19 protein-coding genes and 3 pseudogenes are annotated in these 17,806 nt (G+C 59.9%); 16 read left to right on the top strand and 6 right to left on the bottom strand.

Annotated elements, in window-relative coordinates:
* Positions 1 to 3 precede the first annotated feature (3 nt).
* Positions 4 to 1,191 carry a CaiB/BaiF CoA-transferase family protein gene (locus NLM25_RS12935; RefSeq protein WP_254137163.1) on the bottom strand — a complete coding sequence of 396 codons (1,188 nt, stop codon included), beginning with the start codon at positions 1,189 to 1,191 and terminating at the stop codon, positions 4 to 6.
* A gap of 179 nt (positions 1,192 to 1,370) precedes the next feature.
* On the opposite strand from NLM25_RS12935, the gene NLM25_RS12930 reads away from it, so the two are divergent.
* The 5 genes from NLM25_RS12930 (at position 1,371) to NLM25_RS12910 (ending at position 4,570) form a co-directional block, all read left to right on the top strand.
* Complete coding sequence (locus tag NLM25_RS12930; protein WP_254137162.1) at positions 1,371 to 2,258, top strand: VOC family protein; 888 nt, start codon at positions 1,371 to 1,373, stop codon at positions 2,256 to 2,258.
* Between the two features lie 402 nt (positions 2,259 to 2,660).
* Complete coding sequence (locus NLM25_RS12925; RefSeq protein WP_254117162.1) at positions 2,661 to 3,308, top strand: hypothetical protein; 648 nt, start codon at positions 2,661 to 2,663, stop codon at positions 3,306 to 3,308.
* Positions 3,309 to 3,394: 86 nt separating this feature from the next.
* Positions 3,395 to 3,562, top strand: a complete 168-nt coding sequence (locus NLM25_RS44120) for a hypothetical protein (RefSeq protein WP_309143595.1) — start codon at positions 3,395 to 3,397, stop codon at positions 3,560 to 3,562.
* 39 nt (positions 3,563 to 3,601) lie between these two features.
* On the top strand, positions 3,602 to 3,772 hold the full coding sequence (locus tag NLM25_RS12915; RefSeq protein WP_254117161.1) for a hypothetical protein: 171 nt from the start codon (positions 3,602 to 3,604) through the stop codon (positions 3,770 to 3,772).
* Positions 3,773 to 4,318: 546 nt separating this feature from the next.
* The gene (locus NLM25_RS12910; protein WP_254117160.1) at positions 4,319 to 4,570 is read left to right on the top strand and encodes a hypothetical protein; all 252 of its coding nucleotides are present in this window, start codon (positions 4,319 to 4,321) and stop codon (positions 4,568 to 4,570) included.
* A gap of 683 nt (positions 4,571 to 5,253) precedes the next feature.
* On the opposite strand, the gene NLM25_RS12905 is transcribed toward NLM25_RS12910, so the two are convergent.
* Positions 5,254 to 5,517: a hypothetical protein gene (locus tag NLM25_RS12905; protein WP_254117159.1), complete on the bottom strand. Its 264-nt coding sequence runs from the start codon at positions 5,515 to 5,517 to the stop codon at positions 5,254 to 5,256.
* A gap of 354 nt (positions 5,518 to 5,871) precedes the next feature.
* Between NLM25_RS12905 and NLM25_RS12900 the strand changes: the two genes are divergently transcribed.
* Both NLM25_RS12900 and NLM25_RS12895 read left to right on the top strand, forming a co-directional pair.
* Positions 5,872 to 6,075, top strand: a complete 204-nt coding sequence (locus NLM25_RS12900; protein ID WP_254137161.1) for a hypothetical protein — start codon at positions 5,872 to 5,874, stop codon at positions 6,073 to 6,075.
* A 152-nt stretch (positions 6,076 to 6,227) separates the two neighbouring features.
* Positions 6,228 to 7,511: a hypothetical protein gene (locus tag NLM25_RS12895; RefSeq protein ID WP_254117158.1), complete on the top strand. Its 1,284-nt coding sequence runs from the start codon at positions 6,228 to 6,230 to the stop codon at positions 7,509 to 7,511.
* 867 nt (positions 7,512 to 8,378) lie between these two features.
* Here the strand turns inward: NLM25_RS12895 and NLM25_RS12890 are convergent.
* Positions 8,379 to 9,365, bottom strand: a complete 987-nt coding sequence (locus NLM25_RS12890) for a LysR family transcriptional regulator (protein WP_309143594.1) — start codon at positions 9,363 to 9,365, stop codon at positions 8,379 to 8,381.
* Between the two features lie 134 nt (positions 9,366 to 9,499).
* Here NLM25_RS12890 and NLM25_RS12885 point away from each other — a divergent pair, with 134 nt between their 5' ends.
* From NLM25_RS12885 to NLM25_RS12865, 5 genes and pseudogenes are all read left to right on the top strand, one after another.
* Positions 9,500 to 10,054 (top strand): DUF4440 domain-containing protein, encoded by a 555-nt coding sequence (locus tag NLM25_RS12885; protein WP_254137160.1) that lies wholly within the window; start codon positions 9,500 to 9,502, stop codon positions 10,052 to 10,054.
* A pseudogene (locus tag NLM25_RS44430) lies at positions 10,051 to 10,308 on the top strand (glutathione S-transferase N-terminal domain-containing protein); the annotation flags it as partial. The gene NLM25_RS12885 and the pseudogene NLM25_RS44430, both read left to right, overlap by 4 nt.
* Positions 10,309 to 10,522: 214 nt before the next feature.
* Positions 10,523 to 10,873 carry a hypothetical protein gene (locus tag NLM25_RS44425; RefSeq protein WP_375166836.1) on the top strand — a complete coding sequence of 117 codons (351 nt, stop codon included), beginning with the start codon at positions 10,523 to 10,525 and terminating at the stop codon, positions 10,871 to 10,873.
* A gap of 438 nt (positions 10,874 to 11,311) precedes the next feature.
* Positions 11,312 to 11,578, top strand: coding sequence for a hypothetical protein (locus tag NLM25_RS12875; protein ID WP_254117094.1), 267 nt, complete (start codon positions 11,312 to 11,314; stop codon positions 11,576 to 11,578).
* 926 nt (positions 11,579 to 12,504) lie between these two features.
* A complete protein-coding gene (locus tag NLM25_RS12865; protein ID WP_254117153.1) occupies positions 12,505 to 12,708 on the top strand; it encodes a hypothetical protein in 204 nt (67 codons plus the stop codon).
* Positions 12,709 to 13,458: 750 nt separating this feature from the next.
* Here NLM25_RS12865 and NLM25_RS12860 read toward each other — a convergent pair.
* A complete protein-coding gene (locus NLM25_RS12860; RefSeq protein WP_254117152.1) occupies positions 13,459 to 13,683 on the bottom strand; it encodes a hypothetical protein in 225 nt (74 codons plus the stop codon).
* 114 nt (positions 13,684 to 13,797) lie between these two features.
* Here NLM25_RS12860 and NLM25_RS12855 point away from each other — a divergent pair, with 114 nt between their 5' ends.
* The 4 genes and pseudogenes from NLM25_RS12855 (at position 13,798) to NLM25_RS12840 (ending at position 16,105) form a co-directional block, all read left to right on the top strand.
* Positions 13,798 to 14,148 carry a hypothetical protein gene (locus tag NLM25_RS12855; RefSeq protein ID WP_254117151.1) on the top strand — a complete coding sequence of 117 codons (351 nt, stop codon included), beginning with the start codon at positions 13,798 to 13,800 and terminating at the stop codon, positions 14,146 to 14,148.
* Between the two features lie 3 nt (positions 14,149 to 14,151).
* Positions 14,152 to 15,069: pseudogene (ligD, locus tag NLM25_RS44420) on the top strand (non-homologous end-joining DNA ligase).
* Between the two features lie 180 nt (positions 15,070 to 15,249).
* Positions 15,250 to 15,708: an Hsp20 family protein gene (locus NLM25_RS12845; protein ID WP_254117150.1), complete on the top strand. Its 459-nt coding sequence runs from the start codon at positions 15,250 to 15,252 to the stop codon at positions 15,706 to 15,708.
* Positions 15,709 to 15,781: 73 nt separating this feature from the next.
* Positions 15,782 to 16,105 (top strand): hypothetical protein, encoded by a 324-nt coding sequence (locus NLM25_RS12840; protein WP_254117149.1) that lies wholly within the window; start codon positions 15,782 to 15,784, stop codon positions 16,103 to 16,105.
* A 277-nt stretch (positions 16,106 to 16,382) separates the two neighbouring features.
* On the opposite strand, the gene NLM25_RS12835 is transcribed toward NLM25_RS12840, so the two are convergent.
* Complete coding sequence (locus tag NLM25_RS12835; protein WP_254141370.1) at positions 16,383 to 16,583, bottom strand: hypothetical protein; 201 nt, start codon at positions 16,581 to 16,583, stop codon at positions 16,383 to 16,385.
* Positions 16,584 to 16,609: 26 nt separating this feature from the next.
* Positions 16,610 to 17,403: pseudogene (locus NLM25_RS12825) on the bottom strand (Ku protein); the annotation flags it as partial.
* Positions 17,404 to 17,806: the final 403 nt, after the last annotated feature.

The following is a 17,806-nucleotide window of genomic DNA, read 5'->3' as shown; positions in this document are numbered from 1 at the left end:
CGACTAGATGATACCGCCCTGCCGAAGCGCCGCGATCGCAGCCGCGTCATAGCCGAGCTCGGTGAGGACGAGATCGGTGTGCTCGCCGAGCGTCGGCGGGCGCGATGCGATCTCGCCCGGCGTTTCCGACAGCCGCACCGCAGCGCGAGCGACCGGGGCCTGTTTCGGCAGGCCGGGATAATCGACATCCTGCATGAAGCCGGCGGCGCGAATATGCGGATGATCGAGCGCCTGTTGCGGGCTCAGCACGGGCCCGGTCGGGATCATCGCCTTACCCAGGGTGTCGACCGCCTCCTGCGTGGTGCGCTCGGCGCACCAGCGCGCCATCCGCTCGCTGATGACAGGGCCGTTGTTGCCGCGGCTGATGTCGTCGGCAAAACGCGGATCATTCAGCCAAAGCTCCTCCTCGCCCATCAGCCTCGCCCAGCGCTTGAACAGCGGATGGCCCGTGACCTGGCACAGCACCCAGCCGTCCTTGGTGCGGTAGATATCCGCCGGAGCTGCGGTCTGGCCGAGATTGCCTGTCGGCACGCGATTGACGTTGATGACGGCCTGCTCGATCAACGTCGCATTGGTGAAGGACAGCGCGGTTGCGAGCAGCGCGCCCTCGACGATCTGCCCGCGTCCGGATTTGCCGCGCTCGATCAGCGCAGCCAGCGTCCCGAATGCGCAATGCAGCGCCGTGCCGAAATCGACCCAGTTCACCGCGGCCCGATACGGCGGATCGCCGGCACCGGTCATATACACCGAGCCCGACATGACCTGCCCGACACCGTCGAAGCCGACACGGTCGGACCAGGGGCCCGGTCCGCCGAATGCGGTCGCCGTCGTCAGGATGATGTCGGGCTTGATCGCCTTCAGCGAGTCGTAATCGAGCTTCATCGCGTGCAGGGTCTGCGGCGGCAGATTGGCAACGACGACGTCCGCGGTCGCGATCAGGCGGCGCATCACCTCCTGCCCCTCCGCCTTCATCGGATCGAGCGTGATACACTTCTTGTTGCGGTTGACCTGGAGAAACAGCGCGCCTTCGCCGTTCTCGCCGACCGGCGCCACGAAGCGGTCCTCGCTGCCGTCGCGCTTTTCCACGCGGATGACCTCGGCGCCGAATTCGGCCAGCAAGGTCGCGCAATAGGGCCCCGCGATATAACGCCCGAAATCGAGGACGCGCACGCCCTCCAGAACTCCTCCCATCGATCCCTTCCCTGCATTGCTTGCCGCATGTTTTCGCCAGATTACAGGGACTGGCTGCCACGGCAAGGCGGCAGAGCGGGCATGCTGCTCTGCTCTCAAGATGTGATCGGCGAACAGTTTCGGCGGGCGGAAATTGTGCTCTAGTATGCCCCCGTCCGTCCTCAAGCCAGGGCTCATCCATGCCGCAACAATTCGATCGATCCGCAGAAGATCTCGGCAACGCCATTCATTTCGAGCACGTCAACATCCAGGTCCCGGACCAGCGCCTCGCCACGCTGTTCTACGTCACGGGGCTCGGGCTCACCCGCGATCCCTATCTGATGGTCTCAGACACCAACATGTGGATCAACGCCGGACGGAGCCAGTTTCATCTGCCGAGCGGCAAGCCGCAGGTGCTGCGCGGCCATACCGGGCTGGTCATCGAGGGCCGCGAGGCGCTGCTGGCGCGGCTGGCGTCAGTCGCCAAGAAGCTCGAGGGCACGGCGTTCGCCTTCACCGAACACAACGATCATGTCGAGGCGGTTTGTCCCTGGGGCAACCGCATGCGTTGTTACGAGCCCGACGCCGCGCGCTTCGGGCGCATCGCGCTCGGCATTCCCTATGTCGAGTTCGACGTGCCCATCGGCACCGCAAAGGCGATCGGCGCCTTCTACCCCGAGATCATGGGCATGCCCGCGGATTTGCGGAACGGCGACGGCCTGATTGCGGCCGTGAAGACCGGCCGCGACCAGCATCTGCTGTTCCGCGAGACCGACCGGCCCCAGGGCGGCTATGACGGCCACCATGTGCAGATGTACATCACCGATTTCTCCGGCCCTTATCGCAAGCTGCTGGCGCGCGACCTGATCTCGCGCGAGGACAATCAATACCAGTACCGGTTCTGCGACATCGTCGATCTCGACAGCGGCAAGCATCTGTTCACCGTGGAGCACGAGGTGCGCAGCGCCACCCACCCGATGTTCATGCGCCCGATGGTCAATCGCAATCCTGCTAGCAACAACCGCAACTACGCGGCCGGCCACGATCAGTCGCTGTGGGCCATGGGACCGGATCAGTACGAGGGATAGGCGCTGGCTGGGGCGGGAGGGATCGAACCTCCGAATGGCGGAATCAAAACCTGCTTGATTAGTGAGTGATTTCAGGGCGCATTTGGAAAAAACGTTCGAACTCGCCCCTAGCAATATCAATTGCTTAGCTAGCATTTCCAAACAGGGAAGCGCTTCGCCCCAGTGCAGATTGTACGCGAACACGGCGCAAGGTCGGGTCCACTCCTGCCGATCTTATCGACAAACGCGACAAGTCCCCGCGATTGGGGGAGATCCGCAGCTTCCCCGAGCCGCCACAAGCTCGGACACACTGGCGTTACGTTCCCTAGCTGATCGCGGCCTGCCGAAAGCCTGCTTTGTCTAACCGAGAGAAAATAGCGGCGATTATCTCCGCCGAAAATCCTTCCGCAGGAGCTGCCGCGTTTGAGTGTGGACGCTGCATTTGTCTCGCAGACTATCGATAGGATTAAATGCGACCAGTCTATGAGGCGGCTTAGACTAACATCGCGTGGCGACTATCTCGACCAATCCCTTGGGCTCGCTCCTTTTGTGCCCGCAGGGCTGCAGACGCTGGCTGTTATTCTGGCAAACTCCTATTATTCGGGCATGACCGCCCTCACCCGACGCCGTAGCGACAATACGCACCAGAAGACCTGGCATATCTATTTCGGCGACCTTCGTGTCGGCACGATCGGCACGCGAGCCGGCGTGCTGACAGCCGCCGATCAGTGGGGCTGGTCCTGCGGATTTTATCCCGGTCTCGAGCCCGGCCAGCACTGCAGCGGGACGGCCGAGACCTTCGAAGCCGCTCGCGAGGCCTTCGAGACCGCCTGGTCCGAACTGTTGCCCGACATCCCCAATAGCGCCTTTGCCGAATGGCGCCGCGATCGCGACTGGCGCGCGGATTTGATAGCCAGGCGCGGCCGCGGCGAGAAGCTCGACAGCGAGATCCCGAGCACGCTGATGCGCTGCGTCTGCCGTCCGAAATTTGACAGCTGCAATCCAGCGGAGAGCTACCCTCACCGCGCACACATCACCGCCGCGCAGGCGGCTAATGGGACACGCCGATGAAGCACGCCGAAGGACGACCTATGCGAACCCGGAGGCGGCCGCGCGCAAGCTGGTGGAGATCGCCGCTGGCATCGAGCCGGTCCAGGTTGGCCGATATCTATATCGAGCGCATCAACGCGCCGTTCATGTTCAATCTAAAGGGCAGCGGCAGCGAGTTCGGCGCCGGGCTCAAATACGCGATCGAGCGCGGCTGGCTCGAGCTGCACGAGTCCGGCACGTATGTCCGGCTGCTCAACGGGGGCGAAATGCTATAATTGGGTAGTGCAAACAAACGGGCACATGGGGACTGACCTATGTCGAAGGAGATCAAACAGTTGCGTAAGCAAGCTGAAAAAGCTGCTCGCGCCGCAAAGACCACCGTAGATGCCGAGGTTTCAGAGGAGCTGCAGGCCCTAGCACGCGCGTTCCAAAGCCAGGCCGACGTCCTGAAATGTAAAAAGAAGGCAGGCAAGAAGGAACGGTAAGGCTGTCCTTCGGAACCTGCACCAAACTCGCAACGGCTTATCTACCCCGGGGTGCCATTCTCAAGAGGGCGCCTGCTAATGACGGCCCCGGCCGTAGGGGCTTTTTGGGGTGTGGAGGCCGGGCCGTTGGAGGTGCTTGGACCTTGAGGAAGGCCAAGCAACAGCCTAGGAAAGAGCGGCAATCTGTTCTGTTAGCTTTCGGACGGTGGCTATATTGATCCCTCGGGGAACGGAGTAGCTGCATGGAAGACATGCAGGCCCCGTTGGAAAAGCTCCGCACGGATGCAGCCGTGTGCGCGCCGATCTGGCGACCGATCCAAAGAAGCGCGAACTGTTCACCCGGCTGCCGATCACCTAAGCGTGCTCGCCGCTGAGGTCGAGCGTGCGGTTGCGGAGGGTGTGAAGCGCAGCGACGGGTGAATATTTCTACACACCCACGACCCGCAGCGGCTCGCGCTCGTTCCGAGCCGCTGAAATCGATAAATTTGACGCAGGTTTTGCCGAGTGGCTTCGGGAACGTTCGGTGGTGGCGTTGCTTTGAGAGCAATGACGAGCACGACCGTAGTTCTCATTCCCGGCATGCTGAAAGCGCTTCGCCTGGTGCGCGTCTACGGCTTTATGGTCGAGCGCAGAGACGGCCTGTATTACCCCGGCAGCAACCAGCTGGCATGCTCGAAGGCTTTGGCAGAGAAGATGGTTGAAGGCGGCTGGCTGGTGAAACAGGGAGAACGTTATCAGCCTACAGAGAAGGGTTGGGATGCAGGAGAAGCCGGTTCGGATAAGGGGGAAGATAGGTGAATCCCAAGGTCGCCCGCGACGCACTCCCTCTTCGCGACCTAGGCTGCTAACTGAGGCGGCATTACTCGTCGCTGCCGGTTTGGATTTGGCGAACGTATTGGTCAGCGAGAGCAAGTAGGCGCTGGGCAATAACCGGATCGTTGATTTGGCGCGCAAGCCTTCGGCACTGCTCCACTTTCGTGATCAGAGAGAACTGTAGTTCCCAACGCTCTTCCGGTGTCCGCTCCATCCCGTGTAATTACACCCAACCCGTAAAATCCGCACTGGAAGATTCGGCGGTAGTCCCTCCGGGCCAACTGGCGGCCTTAACGCATTTAGTGCTTCGTAATGGGCTCAAACCTAGCGAGCCTGGTCGCACCTTCCCAAAGCTCTACGGCGTGCCCGTCCACCAGCTGCTTGGCTCGCTCTCTCGCAACCGCTTCGTCCTGCGCCTCAATGTCAACTCGAGACACTATGTGACCGTCTTCGCCGATTAGATAAGCACGAAAGCCTCGCATGACCCAGCTCCAAAACCCGCCGCGTTCCAAAGCAGGAACGATTTTAAAGCCGATCTAAAATCACGTCATCAGGGAAAATATCAACAAAGGAATCGCCGGTCCTAACGAGTTTTCGTTCGTTAAGCGTCAGCGATAAAAACTCGCCAGCGTGAACCGGCGGGCCTTTGTGATGGACTCGCGATCGGCTTACCAAGGAAGATAGAGCGCGACAAACAGCGCCAAGCTGATCAAACCGCACGCCCACGCGACCGGGCCCATTGGTGTCTGCGTATCCACGATATCCCCAAAAAAACTGCGAGCTTGACTCTGAAGGGCGGCCCGCGCCTCGATCTCGGCCGCCGAGCGCCTACAATCCTCGGCGACCTTCAGTAGTCCGATCCGCTCGCAATGCATCGAGGCAAGCGCGGCCTCAGCTAGGCAGATCTGCTCTAGCCGCCAGAGCTCTTCCACGTCTCGTTTCATTCGACCACGTGCGCCCATTGGCAGATGCTGATCCTGCTGTGGTGCAAAACTGTGGCAACAACACTTGTGCGAGTAGCGTGCATATAGTTCCAAGGTTGCGGCAAGGTCCGATCTCGGTCGTTCGGCGCTCCTTGTCACAGCCGGATCGGCAGCCCGAGCGACCTGTTCCCACCCATGAAGTACAGCAGCTCGCGCTGGTTTCCAGCCACTATAAACGACAATTTTACTCTCGCTGGCGCCGCGTTTCGATGACGTCATGCCCAGGGCAGAGAACCGCGCGGCCGCGAAAGCTCACCATAATGGACGGAAGCGCAAGATCGATGAGGAGCAGAAGACGAACGCTTGAAGGCAGACCTCGCTGAGCTCGATCGACTTCGCGCTACCTCATCGTCGGCACGAAAGCCCGGGCGCTTCGGCAACCGCGAGAAGCAGTTAACCATTGAGGACTACGTGGAGGAAATGACTGGAGAGCGGACCGCGCTGCGCGCCAAGAACCACCAGCGCGGACGACTAGAGGATACCGCCAACAGTGCTGCAGTCCCGTAGCTCCCCGTGGATTTCCCCAAGGGTTGCCGCTTCGCCTTTCGAAGGCCTTCTTTACCCTCAAGGGTCGCGACACTGTTTACAGAACAACCGGGCCACATTCGAGCAATAAGCGCAGCGTTTAGCGCGCGCCCACAGACTATGCGGGAAGAGCTGTGAAGCGCACTTACCTAGCAATTTCTATTGCAGTGGGCGCCTATATCCTTACGACGGGAGTCGGCGCGGCGATCTTCCCTTTCTCATTCGGCCGCGACCAGCTCATGGCGTACGTGGGCCATGAACCCAATATCATTTCGGGGGCCACCCTCGGCTCTCTGACGTATTGGATGCTGCTGCTAGTCTTTGTGGTCGCGCTGCCGACAGCCGCGGTGCTGGCAGGAGGCTTGATCGATCGCCCCATCTTCTCTGAAAAATCAAAGGTACCCATTTGGTTTCCAATCGCCACCGCGTTGGCGATGACTGCCTACTGCCTCTATCGCCTTTCGCTGTCTGGCGGCCACAACCTTCTGACAGCCCCATGGGACCTGACCTCGTGCTACGAAGCCAAGATCCTGCGTCGGGCCGAATTGCAGAGTTCGCTTGGAAACTTCTACTTTGCCTTCGCCTTTGCGAGCCTCCCGATGCTCAGTTGCTATCTGCTTGCACGCGGCGTGATGGGTAAAGACAAACCGGCGTTGCTGTCCTTTTTCGTTCTAAGCGTCGTCATTCTCAGTCTTGACCTTGCGACAATGCAGAAGGCGCCAGCATTCATCTACCTCTTGATGGTGGCGCTGACGCTCGCACTCTCAGAATTCGGAGTTTTACGCAGCGGCATTCTCGTGCTGCCGATTGCTGCCGCTCTCTTCCTCGCGCTTAGCATCACTCAGTTTTGCGCTGCTGAACACGTTGTATCGCCCGCACCCTTTGCGGAGGGATCGCGACCAGAGGGAACGCGACCAGATCGCCTGTCAACGTTTCGGATCTTCGCGATCCGGATGGTTCGCTCCAACTTATTGAGGATGGCCGTCGGCTTTCCCTTCTATGTAGAAACCTTCTCAGACCCAGAACGCCGATGTGGCATCGATCCATCGTGGCTACGTCGAGTCTTTGGTGAGCAACGATGCTTCCCGCCAACACTAATATTTCCTAAGGTCTTTCCAAATGTCACGTCCACGACAGGCTATCAGCCTGCACCTGTGAACATCTCCGGCTATGCCGAGGCAGGCCCTTGGTACGCATTGTTCGCGACCTTTGTTGCCGGATCACTGCTTGGCCTCATTTCCAGTCTGGGACGCGGCAAAGACCCTGCGGCGATCGCGACCACAGTCGCAGCATGCGTCTTTGCCTACTATATTGCGCAATCGTCTCTAACCGGAGCTCTGTTTGACGCATACGGACTGCTATGGCTAACGCTGCCCCTTTTCATTTTGAAGCTGTCAAATATTTCGCGTGGCACGTAACCGCCTGCGCACGGAAGAAGATAAACGGTGAAGGAATTTTTATCTGTCGCCGCGAAGGTGGTCACGACGAGCTCAAGGAGCAGCTGAATGGGCCAACGTGCTCACGCAAGCCGAAGCAAGCGATCCAAGAACGACCACAAACACTGCTGATATCGTCACCCGAAGATTCAACGCCCAAATCTCCGTACCAGTCGAGAACCGATCATCGCTCAAAACCACGTCAGATGAAAACGCGGTATGCCGAGACCGTGTGATCGGATCCGCAGCCGAGCATCGCCGACAATGTCTAGGCCGAATGGCGCCAAGATCGCGATTGGAGGGCTGAGGTTGCGGCCAAGTCGGGCGCGTGGCGAGAAGCTCGACAGTGAGGCAGAAACACGCCTCATGCGCTGCGTCTGCGGTTCGTAATTTGACAGCTGCAAGCCGGCGGAGAGCTACCTCCCCCGCCAGCACATCTTTGCTGCGCAAGCGGCCGAAAAGCTCCAGAATCGTACTAGGGCACATACTCATAAACGTCCGCTTACCAACACAAAGGGGAAGTCTGCCAGCTTGAGCGTGGTCGGCGGCTTGTGACCCGTAGCGGACCAAGCTCGGCCCGCTAAGCTCGATGGACAGTAATTTAGCGCTCTACTTCTGTGGGAGGGCGAAGGTGCCTGCGTGTGCCGGATCCGAAGCACCCGCTCTAGTAAGCGATAGTGATCTATTGGGCCCACGCCGGACCTCACCAGCATCGTGATCATCTTCCCCGTCGCCCCCCAAAAGCACACAGGGCAAATCTCATCGCCGGCTCGCTGGTGCAAGGTGCGACATAGGTAGCAAGGCCTGTCTTCAGAAAGCGGAGGCCGACGTCCTCAGCAGGTCCTGAGCTCAATTGCGAATCCGCGCCGCCTTTCCCGAGCGCGGCGCCTTGCCTAGGCCGATGCAGCGCGCGATGGTCTCGAACAGCCAGGCGATGCCGGCATCGGCCATCGCGGCCTGCGATGTGATGATGCGCACCGGATCAGGCGTCCAAGGAAGCGGCACCGCGCGCGTAACCAAATTAAAATGCGCGGCATGGCGCTCGACCAGGTGACGGGGCAAGGTCGCTACCAGATCGCTCTCGGCCAGCTGCACCAGAGCCATCATGAAATTCGGTACCGTCAGCGCAACACGCCGCGAATGTCCTTTCTCGGCCAACTTGGCATCCACGACCCCCAATGCATCGCCGATAGCCGAAACGAGCATGTGCCGCGCAGCTAGATAAGCCGGGAGGCTCGGCTTGCGTGCGAGCGGATGCCCCTTTCGCATGGCAATGACGAAGTCCTCCTCGAAGAGCAGCCGCTCGGCGAAGCGAGGCGGTGGCGGGCCGATCGGCAGAACCGCAATATCGAGCCGTTGCGCATCGATCTCCGTCAGAGTGGTCTGCCAGACCTGGCTCGTCGGCCTGCCGCGATGTTGCGGCATCAGCTGCAGAAGCCGGACGTCGATACCCGGCGCCTCACGTGCCAGGCAGGCAACCAATGGTCCGAGAAAGACGGCCGCCAGCGCATCCGGCGCACCGATCGTGAAGCAGCGTTGCGCGGTTTTCGGATTGAATGGTCCTGCCGTTGAAACGATCCCTTCCACACGGGTGAGCAACTCGGCAACGGGACCCGCGAGCGCCCGCGCCCGGTCCGTCGGCTTCACGCCACTGGGCGTCTTTAGAAACAACGGGTCATGCAGGAGGCGCCGCAGTCGGCGCAGGCCATGGCTGACCGCGGACGGGGTGAGATTGAGCCTCTGCGCCGCGCGCGCCACATGGCCCTCCTCTAGCACTGTGCTGAACAAGACGAGGAGACGGAGATCGATGCGAAGGAGCTGAGCTGCGTTCAGCACGGTCCTGAGTTCTTATCACTGGCTTCATGTGCAAGATGAGACCATCTCTCATCCGTTGCAATCCAAATCGACAGGTAACCGACCAGGAACCCACGACGGCGATCGCCGTCACGAATACTGAACAGGACAGTGCAATGTCAGAGCATATTGGCAATGAGGACCAGCAGGTACAAGCGATGACCAGGCGTACCGCGCTCGCGGTAGCGGCAGTCGCTTCCCTTTCCATCGATTCCGCGGCTGCCGCCGAACCCGTTGCGGAGCTGGTGGCCCGGGCTGCCGAGAAGAATGCGGCGTTCATGCGAGGCGACATGCAGCGCTGGTCAGATCTCGTTCGTATCGCCGCCGACTTCACCCTGATGCAACCCTTCGGCGGCCCTCCGAGCCGCGGCTTCGACATGAGCCCGGGGCGCATGGCGGAGCGGGCTCGGTACTTCCGCAACGGCAAGACCGACCTGGAACTCTTGCAGACCTACGCATGCGAGGACATGGTGGTGCTCGTCATGATCGAGCGGCAGACTGCAGAGGTGGGAGGGCTGCCCGAGCAAGACTGGTCGCTGCGCGTAACGGAGGTCTACCGTAAGGCAGGCTCCGAGTTGCAACTGGCGCACCGCCACGCCGATCCACTGGTCCGACCTGTCAAGCTCGAGCAGGTCGCCGCGATCGCGCGTGGATTGGACGTGACGGAATGACCTGTCAGGCGGCCAAAGACATGACCGGACCCATGCTTCAGTTTTACTCTTTTAAGCTGTGCCCCTTTGCGCACCGGGTGCGTCTAGCGCTCGCCGAGAAGGGTGTTTTGGCGGAAGCGATCGAGATTGATCTCAAGAACAAGCCCGCTAGCTTCGTGCGGATCTCGCCCTGTGGCAGGGTCCCGTTGCTGCTGCACGGGGAGGCCAAGCTATGGGAATCGGCTGTCATCAGCGAATATCTCGACGAGGTCTTCCCTGACCCGCCATTGATGCCAGCCTCGCTTCCCGATCGGGCGCATGCCCGGATCTGGGTCAAGTTTGTCGATGATCGACTTTATTCGGCGACGCACCGCTTCATCTTCACGCGGGAAGAGGAAGCGAGACGGAAGCTTGCTGCCGAGATGGTCGATAGCGTGTGGTTTCTCGAGAACGAGTTAATGGCAAAGCGCCCCCGGAGGGGGGCCTTATGTGTTCGGAGATCGCTTTACCCTGACGGACATTGCGCTTTATCCCTGGTTCGAGCAGGTGGGCGCCTTGGAGCAGCTGAGCGAATTCCGGCTGCCGCTCGGCTGCGTCGGCCTCTCCGAATGGCGAGGGGCGATGAACGGGCGCAAGGCCGTTCAGCAGTGTGCGCGCACAAGTGATTGGTACGTCGAGCATTATCGCGCCTATCTTCCGCCTGAGGCTTATCAAGCGCCAAATGCCTGCTGGTTAGAACCAAAAACGCGTTGCCGGCAAAGATGGTTGCTGAAGAAGAGATCGTGCGTTTCCGTTTGGCCCTTTGTCCACTTAATTGGAACGACCGCTTCTGGTCCTTAGCGGACTAGCTAGGGCGAACTGGCGATGTCCGGTCTTGAAGACTAAACGGACACGGGCCCTACCTCCGCGCAAGGCTGATTCGGGTTTATGAGTACACCCTAGCGCACCCGCAAGGCTATCAAGACAGTCGATGCTGGCGGACTTCTCCTGGCTTCATTTGCAAGGCCGCCGCATCCTCGGCGCTCAACTCCCGCTGGACTAGGCTGGCCCTCCAGCCCTCGGGGATCGCATCGAGCACGTAGTCGACAGCGTTGTCGCGCTCCGTCGCTGCAAGCCAGATCTGGCGCTCGCCGCTGTCAGTTATCACCCGCACCAAATGAACCCTTCATGGGCCTACAAGCACAACAATGCGCATTGGTTGCATGGCAACCCTAGCTGAATTAGGCAGAACTCCAAATTTGGAGTTAGGAAGACTGGATCAAATATGGAAAGCTGCGCATGAAGCACGCCGAAGGACGACCCTATGCGGACCGGGAGTTGGCTGCCCGAAAGCTCGTCGAACTCGCGGCCAGTATCGAGCCGGTGCAGGACGGCCGCATCTACATCGAGCGGATCAACGCGCCATTCCTATTCAAGCTGAAGGCCAGCGGCAGCGAGTTCGGCGCTGGGATTCGGTACGCCGTCGAACGCGGCTGGCTGATGCTTCACGAGAGCGGCACATATGTGAAGCTGCTCCCGCCTGGCGAGGATCTTCTCGCGCGATAGGAGGGCCTCTCCGGCGGGAACGCGCTCCGACCGAGGCGGCGGGTGCCCCATTCGTCCCAAATTAGAACGCTGCCGGGCTCGAAATACGCGTCCCGGCAGCGTCTTATTCTCTAACTGAGCTCTGAAATCCCAGTTGGCTTCAACTTTGCAATGGGCGTGCCACAGGCTAGTGACCAAAGCAAAACGGCTTCAAGCAGGTCCGGGGCTGGCGCGGACGCTGAGGCCGTTCGGCGCAGCCCCCCACAAATAGGCGCGCGCTGCATATTTTCCCGCTCGCGGCCAGATTCGCAAGGAATACTTGGACCAAATGTACATTAATTGGCTCGAATGGAAACGTCGCGAGCTGCTGCCCATCTAGGTTTGGACAACAGAGCGGTACTGTCCGTATTTGACCCCAAGTGTCCTAAGTTGATTTTGGCAGTGTCCTAATAGCCAAATCCGCCTTTTGAGCGGTTCCCGAAAAGTTCGAGCCGCGCGCAAAAATATAGTCCCCGGCTCGTTAACCTAAGTTGTCGTCGCGCGGTGCCGATATTGTACGGTTAGTCCATCACCGCACGGTCCGTGGCATTTATCGGTGATGAGAACGCCATCACGCGCTCCCGCCTTCCTCTCATGGAAAGGAGCGCGCCATGACCCCGCGTCGGCGTCGTTTCAAACAAATCGAAACATTGGAAACACGGCTAGCGGCAGAGGCCATGCGCTTGCGTGAGGAGGCAAGAAACGCCTCCCCAGGTATTGAGCGGGAGCGCCTTCTGAGGAAGGCCCGCCAGTGCGAGACCGGCTCGCATGTGAGCGAATGGCTCCGGTCGCCCGGACTGCAGCCACCGAAATAGCCAGCATTGTCTGCTTCCGATCGCAGCGGTTTGAATTTGTAACTGGCCGTTTTTGACTTCTGGTCGCACGCTGGTTCCGGGTAGGAACTGGCAATGACGCTGGATAAAAGAATCGCTTTGGCGCAGCGCCACGTTGATCGTGGCAGGCTCATCATAGAGCGCCAACGAGTGCTTGTTGACCAGGACGGGACGCCAGCTTCAATCGATCTTCTAAAACTGTTCGAGCAGACCCAGCAGATGTTCGAGATGGACCTCGCCGACCTACTCAAGAGGAAAGCAGCCTGCGGACCTCAATAGGCACATTCTGTCTGCGCACGCATTGATCGCGATGAAGGAAGCTGATTTTGCGAGGTACGTGCAACAAGCGCAGAATTGCTTGGATGAAGCCGCGAGGGCCACGAACCAAGTCGACAAACAGGCTTGGTTAGAGCTTGCGGAAGAGTGGATGGCCATGGCGCGGAAGGCTCGTGGCGGCGGGCCATCGGAGCATTAAGCCAAGTTGCAACTTGACGATCTTCGACCGTGAACTCAGAAGGCGCGACTGATGGCGCCTATATCGGAAGGCATACAGACCTAATTGCCGAATCTTCCTAGACCTTAGTAGACCTTGGCGCCCCCTTAACCGCCAAGGCTTCCAACGGCTCCGGCATCTAGTTGTGCTGGGGCCGTTTTTTCGACCTGTTACCACGAGCGCAAGCGCTACTGCGGCTCGTAGGCGGAGAAAAAGGCGCTGGCCTGTTTCCGAGCTCAGTGGTCTAGTTTGATTTTTGCGGTGGCCTAAATCGAAACTAAACGGGTGTCTCGGTAGACTTAAAGAAGGGTGTTGAAAGTGGTGCCGTGCAGTCCAAGAACGAACGCGTTGAACTGGAAATGCGGATACTACGCTATCGGCAAATAGTCCGACGCATTGCTCACGACCCGGAGACCTATGAGCGTATCCAGGCGCTAATTCGGGAACTGGAAGATAAGCTCCGCGAGATCGACGAGTAAAACCGCCTCAGTTGCGCGTTCGACATCCAATCAGCGATCAAACCTAAGCCACCAAACCTAGCGCTTCCGCGTGGCGGTTTTCTTAGCTCTCTCGACCCGCACGCCTTTGAATTTTTTGGCAGCTTTCTTCGCCGTTTTCGGCTTCTTCACAGCCATAAACTCGCCCGACGTTCTGTCGCGCTTTGTATAGCCGGTAGCGCCGCCAATTGTCGTTTTGGTCTGCGAGCGTTTCTTCACCGCGCCCTTGCGCGCGTTGTCGCCGGTCGGTTTATTGACTGCCATGGTTCCTCCGCTAGCTGCCTCTCCTCATAAAATCCTGGCGCAACTAGCAGTTCCAACCCGGGGAACGAATCGGCGCGGATCAAATTGAATCCCGGTTCTTGAGTGGAGTTGCGTATGCGTCCGCCTCGTTGGACCCCGTCTATTGTCCCCGCCGATGAGCCGACCGTTTATCTGGTCGCCGACGATTTTGGACGGGCCGGCAGCGCCTGGCGGGAAACGGACATGGAGACGGCCGACCTAGAGACGGTCATTCAGGACCTCATGGCCGGCGAGTACAGACGGCCCATCAAGGTGGTCGCTTTTAACACGGCCGAACGCTGGTGCGAGGATGTGTCTGAGGACATAGCAGGCGAGATCCAACGCCGCTTCAATCTTCAGCGGGCCGATGTTCCTTCGCATCTCCAGGAATTTGTCAACCGCTACGCCGCGGAGGACTCGCGGCAGTTCAGCTTGCGCCTGGCATAGCCCATGGCTTTTCAACGAATGAAGCCCGAAGCGCTTGGCATCAAGGCGCCCCTTCCCGGTTTCATCGAGCCGGCCCTGGCAGCCTCCATCGACCGCGTGCCATCCGGCGAGCGCTGGATCCACGAGATCAAGTTCGACGGGTATCGCGTTCAGGTGCATCTCGCCAACGAAGCCGTCACCGTATTCACCCGCCGCGGGCACGACTGGACCAAACGCTTCAAGAAGGTTGCCAACGACGCCTGGCACATCAAGGCGAGCTCGGCCATCATCGACGGCGAGATCGTGGTGCCGGCCGCCGATGGCAGCACCGATTTCTCCGTCTTGCAGAACGAGCTAAAGGGAACCTCGACTAAGATCATACTCGTCGCCTTCGACCTGCTTTATCTCAACGGCAGGGACATCCGGAAGGTGCCGCTATTCGAGCGCAAGGCCGCACTGAAGAAGGTCGTTACTGGCAGCGACGTCCAGTTCAGCGAGAGTTTTGAGATCGACGGAGGCGAGATGTTCGCCCATGCCTGCAAAGTCGGGCTGGAAGGCGTCGTCTCCAAGGTGCGGGACAGCGTCTACCCGGTCGGCCGCAGCAATAATTGGGTCAAGAAAACATGCTCCCAGCGCGAGACGCTCACCATCGCCGCTTCGCCCTCGATGAGGGCAAATGGGACGGCATATATCTCGGTAGGCGCAAGGGCGAGGATCTGGTTTATGCCGGCAAGGTCGACCACGGCTTCGACAAAACGTCAGCCGCCGAGTTGCGGCGGCGCCTCGAGCCCCTGGTCCGGAAGACACAGCCCTATGCAAAGCGGGTTGCGCAAAGGCATCTGGGTCGAACCGAAGCTGCTGGCAGAGATCGAGTACCGCGCCAAATCAGCTGAGGGAAAGGTGAGGCATCCGTTCTTCAAGGGGCTGCGCGAGGACCTGTAATGGCGCGGCGATCTGTGGCAAAATTTTTTCAGCCCCCTCTTGAAACCAAAATCGGCTTTGCTAATTTTTTTGTCGCCATCTGACGATGGCGTCCGGGCGCCTGACGGGCCCGGCCAAGAGACGGGCACCGGTTGTGTCCGGTGCCGCTCGTAGACATCTTGCTCTTAGGAGGATTTGGCTATGCGCACCTACGATTTCGCCCCCCTCTGGCGCTCGACCGTTGGTTTCGACCGCCTTTTCGACCTCGCAGAAACCGCTCAGCGGGCCAGCGAGGACAATTACCCGCCTTACAACATCGAACGGCTGGCGGATGATCGCTATCAGATCTCGCTCGCGGTGGCGGGTTTCTCGCCCGACGACATCGTCATCACCGCCGAGCAGAACGTGGTGACGGTCGAAGGCAGCAAATCCGACAAGACTGAGCGTGATTTCCTCTATCGCGGTATCTCGAGCCGCGGTTTCAAGCGGCAGTTCAACCTCGCAGAATATGTCCAGGTGAAAGGCGCCGCGTTCGACAACGGCTTGCTGACTATCGAACTCGTTCGCGAGATCCCGGAAGCCATGAAGCCGCGCCGAATTTCCATCGCCGGCGCAACGTCTTCCGGCAACGTCCACCAGATCGAGGCCAAGGTGGCCTAACTCATCCACCAGAGGAATGCCGCGCGTCCGGGCGACGCGCGGCAGCTGATTTCGTCTTAGAATGGAGGATACCATGCGGCCGACGACCGCTTCCGACGACAACGTCATCGACTTTAACGCGCTTCTGCATCCCGGCACCGTGTTTGACCACCCGAGGGACGTACTGGCAGACCTTTCGCTTTCGGTCTCCGAGAAACGCGCCATTCTGGCGTCTTGGGCGTCCGACGCGTCGGCAATCGCTTCCTGTCCCTCCTTGCGGGCACCAGCGAGACTTAAAGCGCCGGTCACCATCGACGAGATACTCGAAGCATTGTGCGAACTTGACGGCGGCCCACGCAATCCACCCGGAGGCAAGCCCAACCGTCTCTGTTCGACATCAAGACTTCTCGCCGCTTGAGGAGGAGGTCGCGATGGATAACATTGCATTGCCGAGAGACGTATTGAACCGCATCGAGCGTCGGTGGATGGCCAAGCTCTCGCAGGCTCCTTCTCGCCAACCGTCGTCGATGCTTGGCGATGATCCTCTCCGATCTCCGCGAGTCCGGCGACTGCTGGAGGGGCCCTTGAGACCTCCGACGGTTGATAGACCCGTCCAACCCAGTTGCGCCTGAACCTCGGGCGCTACAGATCGCACGATCGATCTCCGGTTAGCTCTTCGCGTCCCGGAGGTCGCCCTATTGCATGCCGGTCGGTCTACCGCGTGAGCAGAGACTCCTGAAATCTAGCAAAAAGCGTCGCCCACCGCCGACGACCGTCTCGACCTCGATCTCCTCGCCGATAGCAACGACGCCGAAGAAGTCGCCCAGGAAGGCGAAGAAGGCGTCCGCCGGCCAGAAGGAGATGCTGATGCCGATCGCCGGCAAGAAAGCGGTCAAGGAGACCGCAGCGAAGAAGGCGTCGGACCGACGCTCTTGCGCAGCGCCTCCATCAGATCGACCACGTTACCCGGTGACCCCGGATGGACGGTACTTCGTCGTCCGCGGTCGGCTTTGGGACGGATGACCTTGCCGGCCCGCTTCTGGTTGATGAGGTCGATCAAGGCCGTCTCGTAGTGGTCCTCGAATTTGTCCGGCTCGAAGTTGCCGGCCTTCTGATTCACGATGTGTTTGGCCAGGTCGAGCATGTCCTTCGTGACTTTGACGTCCTGGATGTCGTCGAAATACTCGGCGGGATCCCGCACCTCGTAAGGATACCGCAACAACGTTCCGATTAGGCCCTTGTCGCGCGCTTCGAGCGCGATGATGTGCTCGCGGTTCGTCAGCACGACGCGGCCGATGGCCACCTTGTCCATCTCACGGATGGTCTCTCGAATCACGGCGAAGGCATCATGGCCGACCTTGCCGTCCGGGCGCAGATAGTAGGGGCGGATCAGGTAGCGCGGATCGATGCCGCTGCGGTCGACGAATTCGTCGATCTCGATGGTCCGGGTGGATTCCAAAGCGACGTTCTCAAGATCTTCCTTGGTAACCTCGATAAACGTGTCGGTGTCGACCTTATAGCCCTTCACGATGTCCTCGTTCGGGACCTCGTCACCGGTATCGGGGTCGACCTTGAGGTACTTGATGCGGTGGCCCGTCGCCCGGTTCAGCTGGTTGAAGGAGATCTTCTCGGACTCGGACGTTGCAGGGAAAGCGCCACCGGGCAGGTGACGAGCGAGAGGCGAAGGAAACCTTTCCAGTTGGCGCGGGGGGCCATGAACGCGGTACTCCGGATGGACGATCGGCTAGAATCAAGACGACCGGCACCGCTTGGTTCCGACATGGCCCAGGTGTGATTTCGGCACGGCCGCGGCGGCCCGGGCTACGGTAAATACATACGCGCTCTGTCCGAAACCACGTGCTGCGATTAGTGAAGCTACTACCCTGCTTCAAGCTCGCCGTCCGCTATCGGCGATGCGCCCATCAGACGAGTGAGTTCGAGCGAAGCCATGGAAATGGCGAACTCGGCAATTTCTTTATGCTTTGCCATGCGCTTCATGCCAGGCACTTTGATCTTCCCGACTGATCGGCTTCGACATCCGGCGCGGGCCTATCGTCCATTCCGGCAGGACGCCGAACTGCCGGGTTGGTCGTTCCAGCACGATGGAATTGATACGTTA

The organism is Bradyrhizobium sp. CCGB01 (assembly GCF_024199795.1).
Lineage (GTDB): Bacteria > Pseudomonadota > Alphaproteobacteria > Rhizobiales > Xanthobacteraceae > Bradyrhizobium.
This window is presented reverse-complemented; position numbering and strand designations above follow the sequence as displayed.

Coding starts and splice junctions, on each gene's coding strand:
- NLM25_RS12935 (WP_254137163.1), bottom strand. CDS start 1,191: ATGGGAGGAGTTCTGGAGGGCGTGCGCGTCCTCGATTTCGGGCGTTAT.
- NLM25_RS12930 (WP_254137162.1), top strand. CDS start 1,371: ATGCCGCAACAATTCGATCGATCCGCAGAAGATCTCGGCAACGCCATT.
- NLM25_RS12915 (WP_254117161.1), top strand. CDS start 3,602: ATGTCGAAGGAGATCAAACAGTTGCGTAAGCAAGCTGAAAAAGCTGCT.
- NLM25_RS12910 (WP_254117160.1), top strand. CDS start 4,319: ATGACGAGCACGACCGTAGTTCTCATTCCCGGCATGCTGAAAGCGCTT.
- NLM25_RS12885 (WP_254137160.1), top strand. CDS start 9,500: ATGTCAGAGCATATTGGCAATGAGGACCAGCAGGTACAAGCGATGACC.
- NLM25_RS12875 (WP_254117094.1), top strand. CDS start 11,312: ATGAAGCACGCCGAAGGACGACCCTATGCGGACCGGGAGTTGGCTGCC.
- NLM25_RS12865 (WP_254117153.1), top strand. CDS start 12,505: ATGACGCTGGATAAAAGAATCGCTTTGGCGCAGCGCCACGTTGATCGT.
- NLM25_RS12860 (WP_254117152.1), bottom strand. CDS start 13,683: ATGGCAGTCAATAAACCGACCGGCGACAACGCGCGCAAGGGCGCGGTG.
- NLM25_RS12855 (WP_254117151.1), top strand. CDS start 13,798: ATGCGTCCGCCTCGTTGGACCCCGTCTATTGTCCCCGCCGATGAGCCG.
- NLM25_RS12845 (WP_254117150.1), top strand. CDS start 15,250: ATGCGCACCTACGATTTCGCCCCCCTCTGGCGCTCGACCGTTGGTTTC.
- NLM25_RS12840 (WP_254117149.1), top strand. CDS start 15,782: ATGCGGCCGACGACCGCTTCCGACGACAACGTCATCGACTTTAACGCG.